The following is a 17,706-nucleotide window of genomic DNA, read 5'->3' as shown; positions in this document are numbered from 1 at the left end:
GTTCAAGACCGCAGGAGAATTTACGACACGTCCCCGGTGTCCCGTTACTCCTGGGTACAGCAGGTCGGTGCGCGCCGGCCTCCCCGTTCCGCGCAATCCGCGGCCTTGCGGGCCGGCGGTGTTTGGCGCGATCCCGAGGGGGCGCCCCGAGGAAAGCCGGAGGCGCCCCGACCTGGGCGGTGCCGGTAGCGGTGCGAAGGGGTGACGATCAGGCAGCCGCCTCCCGCCTGATCAGTCCCGGCCTTGGCGAGCCACTTCTTGAGGAGAGGACGGCTGCGGGGCGCTACGGAGGGATTCCAGTTCTTCGCGCAGTTCGTTGACCAGGCGGTGGAGTGCCTGGATGGCGAGGAGGGCGACGCCGTTGATGTCGACGCAGTCGATGCTGGTGTCGTAGCGGCCGAGGCCGAAGGCTGCCGTGAAGTCCTGGGACATGGGCCCGAGGTGCCGGATCCCGGGGGATTCCCAGGAGTACCGCCAGGTGCCGATCGGCAGGGCCGAGACCTTGTCGAGAACCTCGAAGCCGTTGACCGCTTCGTCGGATCCGGCGACGTTGCCGGGGCCCGCGTGGCTGTTGACGGTCAGACGGGGGACGCAGGCAGTGGCCTGGCTCTCCGTGCAGGTCACCGGCGCGTCCAGTCGGCCTCGACGATGTCGGTCTTGACGTTGCGGTCGCTCGGGTTGCGCGAGGGCTCCGGGACGCTGGGGTCGATCTCCTTGGTCGGGTCGCAGACACCGCCGGGGAGCTTGTCGAGCGGAGTGCACTCCTGGCCTTCGGCCATCTGGACGGAGGGCGCCTTGGCGGGGGACGGGTCGGAAGCGACGGCGGCGGACGCCAGGCTCGCGATGCTCAGGAGGGTCGCGCCCGCGCCGAGGGTGACAACGGTCGTACGGAGGGTGTTCTTCTTCATCAGGAACTCCTTGTGCTGGGTGTGATCACGGCCCCGGTTTCGGTTTCGTCCCGGGTGCCTGCCCATCCAGCCTGACGCCGCGAGAGTGCCGTTTTGGCCTGCCGTACGGCAGTTTCGACCCCCTGCCAAGGGAACCGTGGCAGCCCTACCAAAGGAGGGAGTCACCCACTACTTTCGAGGCGCGCAGGCCGGGCGCGGCGCTGCGAAGCTGTTCGTGTTCCCGGAATCCGAGCGGTGTGAAAGGCGACGGCGGCATGATCAAGGTGTTGCTGGTCGATGACGATGCGATCGTGCGGCAGGGAATGCGCGCCATCCTGGAATCGGCTCCCGATATCACGGTGATCGCCGAGGCGACCGATGGCGTTGCCGGGGTGGCGGACGCACGGCGCCTCCTGCCGGACGTGGTGATCATGGACATCCGGATGCCGCGGATGGACGGCCTGGCCGCCACGCGGGAGATCAACGCGCTTCCCTCCAGGCCGAAGGTGATCATCCTGACGACCTTCGGCCTGGACGAGTACGTCGCTGAGGGGCTGCGCACGGGGGCGGTGGGGTTCCTGCTCAAGGACACCGGCCCCGCCGAGCTGCTGGAGGCGGTCCGGGTGGTCATGGCCGGCGACGCCCTGCTCTCACCGGCCGTCACCCGCCGGCTCATCGCCGTCTTCGCCCACCACATACCCGTGCTGAGCGCACAGGAGCGGGCCCGGCTGGACTCGCTGACCTTCCGGGAGAGGGAGGTCCTGGCCCTGCTGGGGCGCGGGTACTCCAACGGGGGCATCGCCGCCGAACTGTTCCTGGGAGAAGCCACGGTCAAGGGGCACGTCAGCCGTATTCTGGACAAACTCGGAGCCGACAACCGGGTGCAGGCCGCCATCCGCGCGCACGACGCGGGCCTGACCAAGCCCGCCCATGGCCGGCACCCCGGCCATGCCTGATGCCACCGTGGTGACCGCACCTCACGCACCGAACGCTGCTCGGCCGGGCAGGGCCGATGTGGTGATCGCCGTCCTGTGCGTGCTCACCGGCCTGGCCAACACCTTCTGGAGCCGCTCCAACGGGCTGCTCACCGGCCACGTGGCCGCGGCCGCCGTCGTCGCCGGCGTGACCGGCGCCTGCGTCGTTCTGCGGCGCACCTTCCCGCCGGCGGTCGCCGGCCCGGTCACGCTCGCCCACCTGACGACATTCACCCCGGCCGCGTTCGCCGTGATGATGTACACCCTGGGCCATCGCTACCGTCGGCGCCGGGCGGCCCTGGTCGCCGTGGCCGTGGCGGGCACGGTCGTCCATGCCGGCACCGTCGCAGTCAACGTGAGCGACCCCGAGGCCCGCGGAATCGCCTACACCCTCGCCTTCGTCATCGGCCCTCTCGCTCTCGGCTCCGCCGCCGGCCTGCGCCACGACCTCACCGAGAGCCTGCGCCACCAGGCACAGCACCTGGAAAAGGAGCAGCGGCTGACGGCCGAGCACGCCCGCGACACCGAACGCGCCCGGATCGCCCGCGAGATGCACGACGTGGTCTCCCACCGGGTCAGCCATGTCGTGCTGTCCGCCGGCGCCCTGGAAGTCACCGCCCGGCTCACCACCGACCACGTCGCCGAACAGGCCCGTCAGATCCGCACTTACGGCCAGCAGGCCCTGGCCGACCTCAGGGACATCCTCGGCGTACTCCACGCCGCCCACACCCCCGGTATGTCCCCCCGCACGCCCCAGCCGACCCTCCGCGACCTGCCCGAGCTCATCGACTCCGCCCGCACCGCCGGCCAGATCCGCGTCGACCTCACCATGCCGGACGGGGCCGACCGCGCCACCCTGCCCGACACCCTGCAGCGAGCCGTCTACCGGGTCGTCCAGGAATCCCTCACCAATGCCCTCAAACATGCCCCCGGGGCCCCCGTCGCCGTCACCCTCGGGCTCACCGGTCGCCACGCCACCGTGGAGGTCGTCAACGAACCGCCACACCGTGCGGCCCATGCGGAGGTGCCCGGCAGCGGAAGCGGCCTCGTCGGCCTGGCCGAACGCGTCCGCCTCCTCGGCGGCACTTTCACCGCCGGCCAGGAGCCCGGCGGTGGCTTTCGCACTCACGCGAGCATCCCCGTACCCGCCGCCGGTGACCAGCGAGGTGGCTGCGGTCCTGACCGTGGCCCCGTCCTTGAGATATCCGATCGGTCAATGCCGCAGATCAATAGCTGGAGGAGCTGAATGACTGATGGGCGGCCTCATCAGGGCCGCCCATCAGTCATTCCGGCACGCTCCTATCCTGCCACCAGTAGCCGAGGCGCCGCCTGCTACTCAGGAAAGAGGGAGTTGTCGAGATCAGGAGGAGTGTACAATCTGACCCTCGGTCGGGCCATTGCTGGTGATGTCCGCACTGCACCAAAATCCGGCATGGTCGGAGAAGTGGACCTTGGATACCTCGCTTCGGTGACCGTCGGGGGTGACGTAGAAGAACTCCACGGTCCTGGTCTCCTCATTGGCGGCCAGTTTTCCGTTCGCCTGCCCCGAGTCCTTGCCGCCGGCGGTCAAAGAGATGACCTCACCACTGTGCTTACCATCGAGCTCCACCATTCTCGACTCCGGCAGGATCGGCCAACTCTTGCCCTTGTAGGTCTCCGCCGCCCCCGATACGGGCAGGAGTGGCATGAAGTAGTACGTGCCCTCCTTCCCGGATGTGTACAGCCTTGTCCCGGCCGGCAGGCGGCCATTGGTGGGGAGCTGGACATCGGCCTTCTTCGACCATGTCGGGGTGTGGTTACCGAAATCTCCGACGCTGCAATCAGCACCCTTGATGTGAGGTGCCCCGATGACGACCTGGTTGCCCGCCGGCTCGGCGGGCTTGCCATCCGGAGTCTGCAGCTTGAGGCGGTCTTGAGCGTTCGCGTATTCGCGCGCCTTGATATGCACACCAAAGGCGTCCGTGCCGTTGTGGCCGGTACTCTGCGGACCATCGGTGAAGGTGAGGAAATTGCCGTCCGTGGTCCGGACAGTGCCGTCCGGGTCGACAAGGAATTCGGTGGAGCCCGCTCCTTGCTCGCGGAACCTGAGCGCGCCCCCGAAATCCCCGAATGCAGGATTCAGGCGGAGTTCTTGACCGTCGTAGGAAAGCGTGTAATGGCCGCGCTGGCTGGTTTCCGTGATGGCGAAAAGGTGGGTGTTGGGGTTGCTGCAGTCCATGATGTGGTCATAACCGTCGCTGTGGTAGAACATCATGCAATGCTGCCCGGAAACCCCCGCCGGAGAGTACAGCCGGAGGCCGGTCAGCTTATCGGAGGCATGTGCCGTGGAGGAGGCTGCGTAGCCACCGGTCACAGCCATCGTGGTGACGAGGGCCGCATTGATGGCGCGTCGGCGAACCGAATGAAACATGGTGTTTCCTTCTGTCACATTTATTGGAAATTTACCGGCCGGTCGGCCGATGTTCGGGCGTAGGAGCTCACGCGTCAGAATCAAGGCGTGCCCGCCGCACCCCCGCCCCGACGCCCGCTCTGCAGCCTAATGACGGCCGGATACCTCTTTCGCCCGACGAAGGGCGGTTTTACCCCCTACTAAAGGAGGGAGTGGCCCTGCGATGGTCCCGTGGGCCTCGTCGTGGGCCACGACTACTGTGATCGTGGCTCCGGCCGTGTAGCGGACGGCGTTGGAGACCACCTCGGACAGCAGCAGCGCCGCGGAGTCCTCCGGCGCCGTGTTTGCCGCGGAGCCGCTGACCGGCCGGGCAGCCGAAGGCCGTGCGATGGTCTTACGGTGGTTTGGTGGCGCAGGAACGAGTTTCCCGCTGGTCACCCCGGACGGCTGATGCGGTCCTGGTCGGCGCCGTCGTGACCGTCAGTGTCCTGAACAGCTGGATCAAGGGCACCAACGGCCTGCTCGGCAACGCCCCGGTGCCCGTCATCGCGGCCGTCTCGGGGATGGTCGGCGTACTGCTGTGGTGGCGACGGCGGTACCCGGGACCGGTGGCCGTAGCGATCATGGTCGGCTTCGTGGTTGCTTTCACCCCCACGTCCCTGGCTGTGGCGATGTACACCGTCGGCGCCGCCTACCGCAGGACACGCACCCTGATCCTGCAGGCCCTGGCGGCGTGCGCCACTCTCTTCCTCTCTCTGCTGACCAGTCGGCCGACCGGTAACCTGCGGGAAACCTTGTACATCCTGGCCCTGGTCCTCGGAATGCTGGTCGTGGGCCAGACCGTCGCCATCCGACGCGCCCTCGCTGCAGAGGCCCGGGCGAAGGCCGAAGGACTCGAACGCGAGCAGCACCTGCTGGTCGAACGCGCGCAGGTGGACGAGCGTGCCCGCATCGCCCGCGAGATGCACGACATCGTGGCCCACCGCATCAGCAACATCGTGCTCACAGCCGGCGCTCTCAAGGTCAGCCCGCCCGCTCGCTCGGCGCCTGATGTCGCCCGGGCCGCCGAGGAGATCCACGACGAGGGGCACCAGGCGCTGGAGGAACTGCGCGACACCCTCGGCATCCTCACCCCCGGGCGGAATCGCCGACGCGCCCCCCGCGTGCCGCAACCCGACGCCTCACAGCTGCACAGACTCGTCGAAAGAGCCACCTCCCGCGGCCAAGACGCCCGGTTTGAAGTGAACGGACACCCGGAGACCCTGCCTCCCCCCGTGCAGCGCGCGATCTACCGTATTGCTCAGGAAAGCCTCACCAACGTCGCCAAACACGCCCCCGGAGCCACGGTCACCCTCACCGTCGACTGCAGGCTCGACGGAGTCCACATCAGTGTCACCAACGGACCACCCACCCGGCCCGAGGCCGACGACGAACTGCCCAGCGGCGGCAACGGCCTCATCGGCCTCGAAGAACGCGCCGCCCTGCTCGGGGGCACCCTCACCGCCGGCCCCCATGACAACGGCTTCAAGGTCGAGGCCCACATCCCGACACACCCCGGGGCGCCTCACGCGGGAGAGCGCCGAGCGGCGCCGTAGCGTAGGCCGTACAACGCAGGTTCCCCGGGCGGGACCAGCCGTGCGAACACAGACGGAGACTCGGCGATGAATGCGGCAAGGGTGATCCAAGTCCTGGTGGCCGACGACAGTGAGATCGTCCGCCGGGGGCTCAACGACGTGCTCGAATCCAGCGAGGAACTGCACGTGGTGGCCCAGGCATGGGACGGGCACAGCGCGGTGGAGGCCGCCCGCCGCTTCTCACCCGACGTCGCGCTGATCGACATCCGCATGCCGGGAATGGACGGGCTGAAAGCCACACGGGAGCTGCGGGCACTGTCACACCCACCGCGCGTGGTCATCCTCACCACCTTCGGAGAGGACGAATACGTCGACGAGGCAGTGCGCGCAGGAGCCAGCGGCTTCCTCCTCAAGGACACCCTGCCGGAAGACGTGATCCGGGCGGTACTCGACGTGGCAGCAGGCAAGGCGACGCTGGACCCGGCCGTCACCGGCAGAGTCATGGACACGCTGGCCCAACAGGCACCGCAACTGGACCCCCGGGAAGAGAAGGCCCTGGCCTCGCTGACAGAACGGGAACTCCAAGTCCTGCGCCTGGTGGGACGCGGCCTGTCGAACGCCGACATCGGCAAGTCCCTCCACATCACCGAAGGCACGGTGAAAGGACAAGTGAGCCGTCTCCTCACAAAACTGGGGGCCGACAACCGTGTACAGGCTGCACGACTGGCCTACCGCGCCGGACTCGAGCGCTGAAAACACCGTCTGCCGGCAGGGCGCGGCGCCCTTTGCATGGCATCGGTCCAGCGGTGTCGGCCACATCGCGGGTGACGCCGGCGAAGACGGTGGGCCGGCCGCAGGGCCCGCCCGTCGAGCCGAACCGCTCGCTCACTCGGCGGGCCGGAGTGCGGCGAGTCGTCGGTCCAGCGTCGCCAGCGCCGAGTCCGGGGTGTGCCGGCCCATCAGGATCTGCATGTTGAGTCCGTCGGTGAGGGCGATCAGGGCGCCCGCCTCCTGGTCGGTATCGATGTCGGAGCGGACGTCTCCGGCCGCCTGCGCCGTGCGGAGCAGCAGGGCGACGAGTTCCGCAAGCCCCTCGTACTGCTTGCGTTGGACGGCTGCCAGGGCGGGGGTGACGGCCGCGTGGGCGGCGAAGGCGAGCCAGACCCGGCTCTCCGCCAAGGTCGGCTCGTCGTGCGGCATGATGCCGGCGAGGGTGTGCTGCAGCATCGTGGCGGCCGAATCCGGGTCGGCGGATCCTGCGATCCGGCCTTGCACACGCGCGCTGACCCGCTCGTTCATGTCCTCCACGGTGGCGACCATCATCTCTTCCTTGCTGGGGAAGGAACGCTGCACGGCTCCGACCGAGACGCCGGCCCGTGCCGCGACGTCGCGCATGGTCACCCCCTCCAGTCCCCGTTCGCTGATGAGGGCGAAGGCCGCCGCCACGATCTGACGCCGCCGGCTGTCGTAATCCACCTGTCTGGGCATGCCTCCGATTCTAGTGATACTTTCGTATCGATACGAGCGTATCGAATCTCTTGGCCGGACGACCGGAGGAAACGGCATGACCATGACGCGCAGCACGGGGCAACACCGTCACAGCAGTTGGCAGCGCACCCGCCCGCTCCTGGGGGCGATTCTGTTCGTGCAGGGTTTCGGCTCGGCCCTCACCGAGGCGCTGTGGAACACCGGCTTCGGTGTGGCCGGTCTCCTCCGGGGCGCGGGACTGCCGCAGTGGACCGACCTGGTGGTCGGCGCCGTCGGTGCGGTACTCCTCGCCCGGGCAGCGGTCGTACGCCGCGCGGAACGGCGAGCACATGCCTGAGCCGGCGAACGCTTCGCCCGATCCGGCGAGCACGCCCTCGCCCGGTGGGACGTCCCGGGAGGACGTCCCGGCCCCTGGAGTCGCCCGGCGACGCCTGCTGCGGCGGGCCGGGACGGTGGTCGCCGCGGCCGGCGCGGGCGCCGCGGCGGGCGCTCTGCTCAGTGCGCACGCCGGGAGGCAGGAGGGCGCGACCAGGAAGCAGCAGCCGACCTTCCTCCTCGTGCACGGTGCCAACAGCAACGCCTACGCCTTCGCCCCCCTGATCGCCGCGCTCGCCCTGGAGGGCCACCGCGCGCTTGCCGTGGACCTCCCCGGCCACGGAGCACGGGCGAACTTCCCGCTCTCCTACCAGGCACCGCAGGACCTGGCCGCGTTCGCGACCGCCCCGTCACCGGTCCTCTCCAAGGCGACGCTGGAGGACAACGCCCGCCACGTCGTGGGCGTCGTGCGCCGCATCGCCCGGCAGGGGCCCGTCATCCTGGTCGGCCACAGCATGGGCGGTGCCACGATCACCAGGGTGGGCAATCAGGTGCCGGACGCGATAGCGCGGATGGTGTACCTGTCGGCGTTCTGCTGCGTCCGGATACGCACCATCCTCGACTGCTTCCTGGTCCCGGAGGGGAGGACGACACTGCTCCCCACCATTCCGAGCGTGGGCAGTCCCGAGCGGACCGGCGTCCTCCGTAATAACTGGCGCTCGGCGGACGCCGGCTTCCTCGCCAAGGCGAAGGCCGCCTTCGCAGCGGATTACGACGACGCGGCCTTCCGCAACGCGCTCAACACCTTCGAGCCGGACGAATCGGCCTCACTCATCCGTGACGACGCCCGCGGCCACCCGGCGACCTGGGGCCGCATCCCCCGCAGCTACGTCCGCTTCACCGTCGACCGCAGCATTCCTCCCGCCCTCCAGGGCCGGATGATCAAGGAGGCCGACGCGGCGACACCCGGCAACCGATTCGACGTCCACTCCCTGCGCGCCCCGCACCTCGGACCCGCCGACCCGGCCCCCTTGGCCGCGATCCTTGCGGGCCTGGCGTGACAGGACGCTCCGGGCGAGACTTCCGGGGGCGCTGCCCCGCCGGGATGGCACCGGTTCCGCCGCGTCAGGCCGCCCGGGTGTGAGCACGCCCCGCGCTATCGGGCGCCGGTGAGGCCGCCGACTCCGACGGTTCGTGGTGTCCGCCCGGCCGAGCGGATGTGCCGCCACTCCTCGATCGACCGGAGCAGGTGGTGGTCGAGGAGTTCGAGGACCTGGCTCAGCTCCTCCAGCCGGCACCCGGCGGGCGTATCCGCCCCGAGGAGGCCGGCGCCTTCACGAGCGGCCTCGGCGAGGGCGCCGTTGAGCCGGATGCTGGACAGCATGGCCCGGTACCACAAGCCGTCGTCGATGACGTACCGGTAGTGCCGGTGCCGGCCGTCGCGCTCGCGCCGGAGCAGGTCCTGTCCTTCGAGGTAGACGGTGGCCTTGGAGATCGATGCCGGGCTGACCCGTAGGTGCCGGACGAGGTCGGCGGTGGTGAGACTCCCCGAGTCGGTGGTGTACAGACAGGCGAGCACGGCGGCCATCATCCGGGGCATACCCATGCCGACCGAGAGCTCTGCGAGCCTCTGCTCGAAGTCGCGCAACGCTTCCTCGTCCCGCCCGGGAGCGGCGGTGGCCGGGGCGGAGTCCGGCGACTTGCGGCTACCGGCGCGTCTGCTCCGCTGGGCACGCTGCTCGGTCGCGTGGTGCGCACGGCCTGCCCGGTACTCGGCGGGACCGCCGTTGCGCAGTACTTCCCTGGTGATGGTCGACGTCGGCCGGTGCAGGCTTTTGGCGATCTCGGTGTACGAAAGCCCGCCGGCCAGTCCTGCCGCGATGTCCTGACGTTCCTGCCGGGTCAGCCTGCTTCCGGGCATGGGTGGTCACCTCGTGTGGTCCGGATTCGGGGGACCAGTGTGCGTTTCACATCCGGCTCATTGCAACAGGGTGTCGGCCGCTCTTGCATTAACCGTCACCATCGTTGCAACAATTCAGGCCGCCCACCTGCGCGTTCAGGCGAGCTCTGCACCCCGGACATTGACGGTGCCGGCAATGCTGCATACGTTTTCCCGCAGGTCGAAGGCGGCACGGGGCCGACGGAAATACACAGCACCTCAAGCCGCGGAGAGGCGCGCGCAGCCGGTATCGGGCATGCAGTTCTCGTTGTCGGCGCAATGACCGACGCGTGCTTGAAACGGGCCCCTTTCGGCAGTCGTCTCCGGTCTTTCTGCTCGGCGTCCGAACAGAGTTCAGTAATGGGGAGGATTCATGCGTAGTCGCACGGTCAAGGCGCGAAGCGCCGTCGTCGCGGCGGTGGTGTCGGCGGCCCTGGCGGGGGGAGTGCAGGCGGTGTCGGCTCAGGAGCCGCCGCAGGGCGGCACCGCTCCGGTCGCTTCCGCCGTGGTGGAGGACGACGACACGGTCCCGGCCTCGCCGGCCGAGGACGCGGTGTCGCTTCCGGTCGACGACCCGTCGGCGGAGCCGATCGCGTTGGCCAACTTCCGTAGCCGGATCAGCGGGGCCAAGGCGGGATTCCAGTCACGCAGATGGAAGGACGAGTCATACTCGCAAGTGCTGTTCACCGACTGCTGGGCCGGTACGGGCAGCCCGGTGGCCGGCACTATTCCACCCACGTCGACCTGCGCCAGGACATCTCGTTCGGCAGGGACCGGTCATGGGGGGTGAAGAAGTTCACGAACTGCTTCAAGGGTGACAACAAGACGAGCAACGGCCAGTGGCACGGCCTGGCCAGCGGCAACCACTTCTTCCAGATCAAAGAGATCGGCGGATTCGATGACAGCCCCTACATCCAGCTCGGCGTGAGGAAGGTGCACGTGGACACCTCGAAGGCCGACTGAACGCCCGCCTCCTGACCGCGACTCATCGCCACGCCACCCGCGAGAGGGGTGGCGTGGCCCGTTCACCCTCCGGAGCCGGATCGTGAGACGCTTCGCCCGATGGCGCACCAGCAGTGCCCTGTGGCTGGCACCCGTGTGCCTGGCCGTCGTCCTCCTGTACTTCAAGTCCATGCATCAGGATCCCGGGTACACGGACCTGCTGGACGGGCCGAGCTGGGCGCCCTCCCTCGTGGCGCGGGCGTTGGACACCTGCTACTGGCTCGCCTACGCGGTCGCGGTCGCGCTCGGGGCCTGGGAGGCCGGCCGGCTGAAGAAGGACCGGATATGGCTGCTGGCGCCGGCCAGGTCCCGCCACCGCATAGCGGCCGAGACCCTGCTGCCGGGCGTGATGGTCGGCTGGGGGATGCTCCTGCTCCCGGTCGTGATGGCCCTGGCCGAGGCGGGCACGTGGCCCACCGTCGACGCCCTCCCCCTGCTGATCATGGGCATGCTCCTGGTCTGCGCGTACGCCACGATCGGCTTCACCATCGGATTGCGGGTGCACCGGGCCGTCTCCGCTCCGCTGCTGGGCGCCGCGGTGCTCTACCTCGTGGGCTGGTCCGCCTCCGACAGCGAGCGGCTGTGGCCGCGGCACATCTCGGGCCAGTACACCGAGGGGCTCCTGTTCGGCGAACTCGTCCCCTTCTCCGGCCTGTGGCCGCACCTGCTGTTCGCCGGGTCCCTCGCGGCGTTCTGCGCCCTGGCCTGGATTGCGCCGGCCGCGAAGAGGGCCCGCATCGCGCTGCGCAGCACGGCGTGTGCCGCGGCCCTGGCGGTCATGGCCGCCTGCGTGGCCCACGTCCATTCCTGGGGAGCCGTGGGCCCGTTGTCGGTGAACAACGCGCCGCTCGACTGCGCAGGCGATCACCCACGCGTCTGCGTGCCCCAGGCCGTCCAAGCCGACGTGGGCGGCCTGCGGCAGGAGATCACCCGCGCCGTGGCCGCGCTGCGTGACGCCGGTGTCGCCGCTCCCGTGCCGGAGGCCGTCAACGACACCCTGGCAGCCGGACGCTCGAGCACACGCTCCACCGGCGAGCAGTGGTGGCTTCCCCTGTCCAAGTCGGTCCACCCCGAGACGGTCCGCCTCAACGCGGTGCTGAAGTCCGTCCGCTTTCCCTGCTCGCGCACCGACCAGGTCAACTCGCGTTCGGCCACGCTGTGGGCGGCCACGGTCGCCGGCGCGGACGAGCGTTACCTGGCCTGGCAGAAGCAGCAGCTGCAGCAGTTCCAGAACCATGACGAGGTGATGGACGTGATGAAGCGCCGCGTCGCCAAGGCCCGCGCACTGCCCAAGGAGCAGCAGAGCGCGTGGTACGAGCACGAGTTGATGAAGGCCTGTGCCAACGCGGGCAAGGACACCGCATCGTGACCTGGTGGTTCAAGGCCCGGCGGATCCCGGCCGTCCTGGTCCCGTGCCTGGTGGTCTCGGCCGTGGTGGCCGCAGCGTTCGACGGCGTCGCGGTGGAGTTCCCTTCGCTGCTGACCGGAGGGTCCAACGACTTCCAGGTCGTCCTGCTCGCGCCCGTGCCGGTGGCCTCGGGCCTGATGCTGAGCCTCACCTCCCGCCTGGAGGAGGCCGAGGCGACCGCGTTGCGGCCGGTGCTCCGGTACGACGCCTTCCTCGTCCTGGCCACCGCCGCCTTCGCCACCGTCGTGGGCTGCCTGACCGGCCAGGCCTCCGGCAGTGACGATGCCTGGTCCACCGGGCGCAACACACTGTTCCTGACCGGTCTGATGCTTCTCTTCCACACCGCCGTTCCCCAGGGCGCGGTGGCCGTCCCGGTCGGATGGATCGCCATGGTGCTCCTCGCCGGCTTCGACCGCTTCCACCACCCCTACCCGTGGACGGTCCTGCCCCGGCCCCCGGCCGACCTCCCCGCCCTGGCCGCCGCCCTCGTCACCTTCGCCGCCGGCCTGGCCGCGTACGCCCGCCACCGGCCCCGTCTTTAAGGACACCCTCCGGCCATGCCGATCCACCTCGACGCATGCACTTTCGCCTACGGACGCAGGACCCCACCGGTCCTCGACCAGCTGACCTACACCGTCCCTGAAGGCCTCACCGTCCTCCTGGGCCCCAACGGCGCCGGAAAATCGACGCTGCTCAAGCTCGCCGCGGGTGCGGTCAGACCTACAGCGGGACACGTGAGCCTGGGCCGGCTCCCCTCGCACAGCCGCGAATACCGGCAGCGCGTCGCATGGATGCCCCAGGCCGTCACCGCCATGACCGGCCTCACCGCCCGCGAACAAGTCGCCTACACCGGCTGGCTCAAAGGCATGAACCGGAGCGACGCCTGGGAAGCCGCCCGCACCGCCCTCACCCGCGTCGAACTCTCCGCCCGCGAGAACACGAGGACCAAGCACCTCTCCGGCGGCCAGCTCCGTCGACTGGGAGTCGCCTCCGCGCTCGTCCACGACGCCACCGTGCTGCTCCTGGACGAGCCGACCGCAGGATTGGACCCGGAACAGCGCCGGGTCTTCCGCGACCTGGTCCTCGGCCTGGCCACAGCGAACGTGCGGGTGCTGATGTCCACGCACGACGTCGGCGACCTCGACGAAGAGGCCCGGCACGTCACCGTGCTCACCGACGGGCACATCATGTTCACCGGCACCACCGCGGACTTCCTCACCCACGCGACCGACGATGCCTCACCGGCACGCCGGGCGGAAGCCGCGTACACCACGGTCGCGGCCCGGCGCCGGGGCATGGACCGTAGGGGGACCGCCTCCACCGGGAGGAAGGCCTGACGGCGGGGGCGGCGAGCGCGGCGAGCCCGTCACCGGCGGGTGATCCGGGCCGGGGCAGGGAACCTCACCTCCATGACTCCGCTCCCGGACAACACACCGCTCCCGGACAACGCCGCGCCATCCATCGACGCGGACGGCGACGTCTACATCCTCTCGTTCCCGAAGTGCGGCCGGACCTGGCTGCGGGTGCTGATGGCCAAGGCGGTCTCGGAAGCCCGCGGCATTCCGATGGCGGTCTGCCGGAACCTGGACCTGACCCGATTCAGCGACGCCGAACCGGCCGTTCCGCGCATCGTCTTCTGGCACGACGACCGCGTGGCATGGCGCACCCCCGCCGAGGTGTCCCGGGACAAGGGCTTCTACCACGACCGGAAGGTGGTGCTTCTCGTCCGCGACATCCGGGACGTCGCCGTCTCCCGCTACTTCCAGAAGGCCTACTGGCCCGGCCGGCCCTACACCGGCGGGATCGGCTCTTTCCTGGCCGAGGAGCGGGGCAGCGTCAGCACGTGCCTGGCCTTCTGGGACATCTGGTACGCCGAGCAGGACGTACCCGCCGGATTCCTGCTCACCTCATACGAGCGGCTGACGGCCGACACCGCAGGAGAGCTCTCCCGCGTGCTGGACTTCTGCGGCCTGCCGGCGGCCGGGGAGGAGGTGCTGCGCGCCGCGGTGGACTTCGCGGACTTCACGTCGATGCGCGCCATGGAGCTCTCCGACGCCCTGGACACGGACCGGCTCCGGCCCGCCGTGCCCGGGAACCCCGACTCGTACAAGACGCGGCGCGGCGTCGTCGGCGGGTACCGCGAGTATCTGACCGGACCGCAGACCGCCTCTGTGGAGGAGGCCGTCCGCCGGCTCCTCGCACCGGAGTGGTGGCCGGCGGCCCTCGCAGCGGACGCCTCCGCTCCGCCGGCGCTGTGAATCCGCGCCTCCGCGGGGAGGTTCAGGGGGCATCGCTCGTGACGGGCGCCTCCACCGCGCGTTCGGTCTTGGCCCAGTGTCTGCGCCGGGTGATGATCTGCCACAAAGCACACCAACAGGCCGCGAATCCAAGGTATATGCAGACCGTGACGGCGGGAGACCAGCAGACGGCCTTCCAAGCCGGCAGGTCGTCGGTGCGGTGCCAGTAGAGCAACGCCGAAAGCAGGTAGGCGGCGAAGGGGAGTGACTGCCAGGCCAGGACGTTCAGCCAGTTCGCGCCGGGTACGAGGTGGGGCACGCCGACGCCGTTCCCGCACAACGCGCGGAGGACCGCGTAATGCTGGACGACCGAGGCGGGGAGGGTGACGAGGTACGGGACGAGCAGGTAGCCGGTGAGTTCGACGCGGCCCGGGAGGCCGACGGCGGCCCGGGCCCAGAGTTCCGGCAGGCGTCTGATGGCGCTCATGTGGCCGTGGTACCAGCGGGTGCGCTGACGTAGCAGGCGGCGTGGGCTGGTCAGTCCTTGCTGGGAGACGAAGCCCGTGGTGGTGGAGGTGACCGTCCAGCCCCGGGCCGCGAGGCTGATACCCAGGTCGAGGTCCTCGGTCAGGGAGTCCGACCAGGGGTGCGACCCGATGCCGTCGAGGGCGGAGAGCCGGCTGAACTGGCCGTTGCCGCCTATGCTCACCGTGCCGGTGGCGATCCGGCCGAACTGGGTCAGCGCGCTCAGGGCCCAGAACTCGAGGTCCTGCAGCCGCAGCGCCCAGTGGTGTCTGCCGCGGATACGCACCGCCAGCTGGGCCCCGCCCACCGCCGGGTCCGTGAACCGATGCGTCACCCGGCTTGCGGCGCCCGGTGTCATCCGGCCATCGGCGTCCAGCACGCATACCAGTACCCGGCTCGTATCCAGGCCCTCCTTCGCAGCGTGCTCGCGCACCGTGCGCAGCCCGGTGTTGAGGGCGGCGCCCTTGCCCTGCCGGGCGGCGGGCGGTGTCCTGCGGACCAGGGTGATGCGGTCACCGCCAACGGCATGCACGACGCGGGCGGTGGCGTCGTCGCTGCCGTCATCGACGACGACGATGCGTACGCCCGGCTGTCCGTCGAGCAGACAGCGCAGTGTGTTGGCGATGACGCGCTCCTCGTTCAGGCAGGGAACGAGGACGAAGACGCTCCAGCCGGCGGGGAGCGCGACGGGCCGCGCGTGTGCCAGCTTCAGCTGCCCGCGCAGGGAGCCGTCGGCGCGGCGGGAGAGGACGATGCCCAGGGCGAGGAGCGAGATGTTGTAGACGCCCGTGAACACGGCGACGGCAACGGCGACATATTGGGTGATCGTGTCCAGTGCGACCACGGCGAGCCTCACAAGGTGCCCCTTTCATCACTCTCGCCCGACTTGTGGGCTACCCGGACGAAACACCGGATCCACCTCTGCGCACCCTGCTTCCGGGGTCTCACGGACACCCCTCGACGCACTCGGACACCACCCGGCGCACGATGTGCGCCCCGGACACCCCGTATATGAAGAGACGACGAAAGACTCCGGCCCCTACGATGGGCCGATGGAGTCGATCAAGCAGATCCAAATCACCTTCGACTGCGCAGAACCCGAGCGCGTCGCTCGCTTCTGGTCCGAGGTGCTGGGGTACGTCGCACCGCCGCCACCGGAGGGGTTCGCCACTTGGGACGATTTCGATCGCGCACAGCCCGTTGAGCATCAGGGTCCGGCGTCCGCATCATGCGCTGACCCCTCAGGTGTGGGTCCGCGCCTGTACTTCCAGCGCGTTCCCGAAGGCAAGGTCGCCAAGAACCGGGTGCATATCGACGTGAGGGTCGGCACCGGGCTCGTGGGTGAAGAGCGCGTGGCCGCACTTGAGGCCGAATGCTCACGACTGGTCGCGCTCGGCGCGGTACGGGTGCGGCTGCTGCTTGCCGATGACGACAACGAGTCGTGCCTCGTGATGCAGGACATCGAGGGCAACGAGTTCTGTCTCGACTGAGCGGGGCGGTTCAAGACTGCTCCGTGACGGGCCGGAGGGGCCCTCGCCCGAGATATAGCTGTTGCCCATGCTGACGGCGTAGATCTTGTTCGCCACGGCGGACCTCTCCTTCTGCGGTCGACGGCGTCGTTTGGTCGACCTCGCGAGCCTGGGACCGGGGAGTCGTCGCCGCGGTCCGTCAATGCGAGGGCGGCCGTGTCACGTGATGCTGCCGAGGACTCCGGCGGTGAACTTCGCCAGCCGGTCCCGTAGTTCCTCGCGCGGCATCTCCTTCTCGTCGGCGAGGTATGCGACGAGGTCGGCCCGGGTGGCGGCGAGCAGGGCGTGGGCGGTGAAGTCGCTGTCGCCCGGTCCCGGGATGCGCTGCAGGAGGTCGCGGAGCAGAAGGTGCCGGCGCTCGTAGTGTTCCGTGCGGTAGGGGCTGTCCGTGCCGGTTCCTTCCAGGGCCTGCGCGAGGTGGCGGTTGTCGAGCTTGAAGCACAGGACGGCATCGAGCAGGGCCGGCACGCGCTGCAGCGGCGGGGTGGCGGGACCCAGCGGTGGCGGGCCCTCTTCGATGGCGTTCCTGATGGGCTCGAGTCGTGCCTCGTACAGCGCGCGGATCAGCCCGGTGCGGTCGCCGAAGGCGCGGAAGAGCGTTCCCTTGCCGACGCCGGCCGCTGCCGCGATGTCGGCCATGGTCACTTCATCGGGGCTCTGGAAGCCCGCAACGACCTCACCGGCGGGCCGCCGGCCGCCGGGCCACCCCGCTCCCGGGCGCGGAACCGGTCCGCTTCGACTGGTACGACCCCGCCACCTTCGAGGCCGCACTCGATGGAGCCGACCGCGTCTATCTCGTCCCGCCCGTCGGCGACCCCGACCCGGCCGCGGTCATGCTGCCCTTCCTCCACCGGGCCCGGGCCGTCGGCGTGCACCGCGCCGTACTCCTCAGTTCCTCGGCCGTCCCCGCGGGAGGCCCGGCGGCAGGGGCGGTGCACCAGGCCCTGCCCGGCCTGTTCGGCCAGTGGGCGGTGCTGCGGCCGTCCTGGTTCATGCAGAACTTCACCGGCACGCACGCCCACGCCGACAGCATCCGCGAGCAAGGCGTCATCCTGACCGCGGCCGGGACCGGCCGGGTCGGCTTCGTCGACGCCGACGACATCGCCGCCGTCGCCGTACATGCCCTGACCGACGACCGCGCCCCCAATGCCGACCTGGTCCTGACCGGACCGGAGACACTCAGCCATGACGGCATCGCCAGGATCGTCACCCAGGTCACCGGCCGCCCCGTGGCCCACCACCACCTGGCCTACGACGACATGCGCGACCGGCTCGCCGTACTGATGCCGCAGGAGTTCGCCACGATGCCGGCCGGCATGGACCGCGCCATCGCCGAGGGGGCCGAGGACCGTACCACGGACGACGCCTACGCAGGCCGCCGCCCGCCACCGCCGCGGCGGCCCAGGTGGCCCCTCGGCCATTTTGCCGATACGTAAACA

19 protein-coding genes and 2 pseudogenes are annotated in these 17,706 nt (G+C 69.7%); 14 read left to right on the top strand and 7 right to left on the bottom strand.

The genetic code is table 11. From position 1 onward, the window contains the following. Positions 1 to 231: 231 nt before the first annotated feature. Both FGW37_RS01485 and FGW37_RS01480 read right to left on the bottom strand, forming a co-directional pair. Positions 232 to 624 (bottom strand): tail fiber domain-containing protein, encoded by a 393-nt coding sequence (locus FGW37_RS01485; protein ID WP_179079369.1) that lies wholly within the window; start codon positions 622 to 624, stop codon positions 232 to 234. Further along, positions 621 to 908: a hypothetical protein gene (locus FGW37_RS01480; protein WP_179079368.1), complete on the bottom strand. Its 288-nt coding sequence runs from the start codon at positions 906 to 908 to the stop codon at positions 621 to 623. The genes FGW37_RS01485 and FGW37_RS01480 overlap by 4 nt, the downstream gene beginning before the upstream one ends. Before the next feature lie 254 nt (positions 909 to 1,162). Between FGW37_RS01480 and FGW37_RS01475 the strand changes: the two genes are divergently transcribed. After that, entirely contained in the window at positions 1,163 to 1,843 is a 681-nt protein-coding gene (locus FGW37_RS01475) for a response regulator (RefSeq protein ID WP_179079367.1), read from the top strand. A 7-nt stretch (positions 1,844 to 1,850) separates the two neighbouring features. Continuing rightward, positions 1,851 to 3,107: a sensor histidine kinase gene (locus FGW37_RS01470; protein ID WP_179079366.1), complete on the top strand. Its 1,257-nt coding sequence runs from the start codon at positions 1,851 to 1,853 to the stop codon at positions 3,105 to 3,107. Positions 3,108 to 3,221: 114 nt separating this feature from the next. On the opposite strand, the gene FGW37_RS01465 is transcribed toward FGW37_RS01470, so the two are convergent. After that, a complete protein-coding gene (locus FGW37_RS01465) occupies positions 3,222 to 4,271 on the bottom strand; it encodes a hypothetical protein (protein ID WP_179079365.1) in 1,050 nt (349 codons plus the stop codon). A 386-nt stretch (positions 4,272 to 4,657) separates the two neighbouring features. On the opposite strand from FGW37_RS01465, the gene FGW37_RS01460 reads away from it, so the two are divergent. Continuing rightward, positions 4,658 to 5,845 (top strand): sensor histidine kinase, encoded by a 1,188-nt coding sequence (locus tag FGW37_RS01460; protein ID WP_179079364.1) that lies wholly within the window; start codon positions 4,658 to 4,660, stop codon positions 5,843 to 5,845. Positions 5,846 to 5,911: 66 nt separating this feature from the next. Then, positions 5,912 to 6,577 (top strand): response regulator, encoded by a 666-nt coding sequence (locus FGW37_RS01455; protein WP_343066974.1) that lies wholly within the window; start codon positions 5,912 to 5,914, stop codon positions 6,575 to 6,577. Positions 6,578 to 6,709: 132 nt separating this feature from the next. Here the strand turns inward: FGW37_RS01455 and FGW37_RS01450 are convergent, their stop codons facing one another. Further along, a complete protein-coding gene (locus tag FGW37_RS01450) occupies positions 6,710 to 7,312 on the bottom strand; it encodes a TetR/AcrR family transcriptional regulator (RefSeq protein WP_179079363.1) in 603 nt (200 codons plus the stop codon). Positions 7,313 to 7,394: 82 nt separating this feature from the next. On the opposite strand from FGW37_RS01450, the gene FGW37_RS01445 reads away from it, so the two are divergent. Continuing rightward, positions 7,395 to 7,649, top strand: a complete 255-nt coding sequence (locus tag FGW37_RS01445; RefSeq protein ID WP_179079362.1) for a hypothetical protein — start codon at positions 7,395 to 7,397, stop codon at positions 7,647 to 7,649. Further along, positions 7,642 to 8,688: an alpha/beta hydrolase gene (locus tag FGW37_RS01440; RefSeq protein WP_179079361.1), complete on the top strand. Its 1,047-nt coding sequence runs from the start codon at positions 7,642 to 7,644 to the stop codon at positions 8,686 to 8,688. Before FGW37_RS01445 ends, FGW37_RS01440 begins: the two co-directional genes overlap by 8 nt. A 95-nt stretch (positions 8,689 to 8,783) precedes the next feature. Here FGW37_RS01440 and FGW37_RS01435 read toward each other — a convergent pair whose 3' ends face one another. Further along, positions 8,784 to 9,548 carry a GbsR/MarR family transcriptional regulator gene (locus FGW37_RS01435; protein WP_179079360.1) on the bottom strand — a complete coding sequence of 255 codons (765 nt, stop codon included), beginning with the start codon at positions 9,546 to 9,548 and terminating at the stop codon, positions 8,784 to 8,786. 391 nt (positions 9,549 to 9,939) lie between these two features. Between FGW37_RS01435 and FGW37_RS01430 the strand changes: the two genes are divergently transcribed. The 6 genes from FGW37_RS01430 (at position 9,940) to FGW37_RS01405 (ending at position 14,234) form a co-directional block, all read left to right on the top strand. Beyond that, positions 9,940 to 10,356, top strand: a complete 417-nt coding sequence (locus tag FGW37_RS01430) for a hypothetical protein (protein ID WP_179079359.1) — start codon at positions 9,940 to 9,942, stop codon at positions 10,354 to 10,356. Then, the gene (locus FGW37_RS01425; RefSeq protein WP_179079358.1) at positions 10,353 to 10,529 is read left to right on the top strand and encodes a hypothetical protein; all 177 of its coding nucleotides are present in this window, start codon (positions 10,353 to 10,355) and stop codon (positions 10,527 to 10,529) included. The genes FGW37_RS01430 and FGW37_RS01425 overlap by 4 nt, the downstream gene beginning before the upstream one ends. 82 nt (positions 10,530 to 10,611) lie before the next feature. Next, positions 10,612 to 11,937: a DUF7224 domain-containing protein gene (locus FGW37_RS01420; protein WP_179079357.1), complete on the top strand. Its 1,326-nt coding sequence runs from the start codon at positions 10,612 to 10,614 to the stop codon at positions 11,935 to 11,937. Beyond that, positions 11,934 to 12,518: a hypothetical protein gene (locus FGW37_RS01415; RefSeq protein WP_179079356.1), complete on the top strand. Its 585-nt coding sequence runs from the start codon at positions 11,934 to 11,936 to the stop codon at positions 12,516 to 12,518. The genes FGW37_RS01420 and FGW37_RS01415 overlap by 4 nt, the downstream gene beginning before the upstream one ends. A gap of 15 nt (positions 12,519 to 12,533) precedes the next feature. Further along, the gene (locus tag FGW37_RS01410) at positions 12,534 to 13,313 is read left to right on the top strand and encodes an ABC transporter ATP-binding protein (RefSeq protein ID WP_179079355.1); all 780 of its coding nucleotides are present in this window, start codon (positions 12,534 to 12,536) and stop codon (positions 13,311 to 13,313) included. 72 nt (positions 13,314 to 13,385) lie between these two features. Beyond that, a complete protein-coding gene (locus FGW37_RS01405) occupies positions 13,386 to 14,234 on the top strand; it encodes a sulfotransferase domain-containing protein (RefSeq protein ID WP_179079354.1) in 849 nt (282 codons plus the stop codon). 22 nt (positions 14,235 to 14,256) lie between these two features. On the opposite strand, the gene FGW37_RS01400 is transcribed toward FGW37_RS01405, so the two are convergent. Next, on the bottom strand, positions 14,257 to 15,594 hold the full coding sequence (locus FGW37_RS01400) for a glycosyltransferase (RefSeq protein WP_179079353.1): 1,338 nt from the start codon (positions 15,592 to 15,594) through the stop codon (positions 14,257 to 14,259). Positions 15,595 to 15,790: 196 nt separating this feature from the next. Here FGW37_RS01400 and FGW37_RS01395 point away from each other — a divergent pair, with 196 nt between their 5' ends. Next, positions 15,791 to 16,228, top strand: coding sequence for a VOC family protein (locus FGW37_RS01395; RefSeq protein WP_179079352.1), 438 nt, complete (start codon positions 15,791 to 15,793; stop codon positions 16,226 to 16,228). A 198-nt stretch (positions 16,229 to 16,426) separates the two neighbouring features. Here FGW37_RS01395 and FGW37_RS01390 read toward each other — a convergent pair. Then, positions 16,427 to 16,927, bottom strand: a pseudogene (locus FGW37_RS01390) (TetR/AcrR family transcriptional regulator); the annotation flags it as partial. A gap of 17 nt (positions 16,928 to 16,944) precedes the next feature. On the opposite strand from FGW37_RS01390, the pseudogene FGW37_RS01385 reads away from it, so the two are divergent. Further along, positions 16,945 to 17,703 (top strand): annotated as a pseudogene (locus tag FGW37_RS01385) (Rossmann-fold NAD(P)-binding domain-containing protein); the annotation flags it as partial. Positions 17,704 to 17,706: the final 3 nt, after the last annotated feature.

This window comes from Streptomyces rectiverticillatus (assembly GCF_013394065.1).
Lineage (GTDB): Bacteria > Actinomycetota > Actinomycetes > Streptomycetales > Streptomycetaceae > Streptomyces > Streptomyces rectiverticillatus.
The sequence above is the reverse complement of the archived record's forward strand: the minus strand, read 5'-3'. Positions and strand labels throughout refer to the sequence as shown.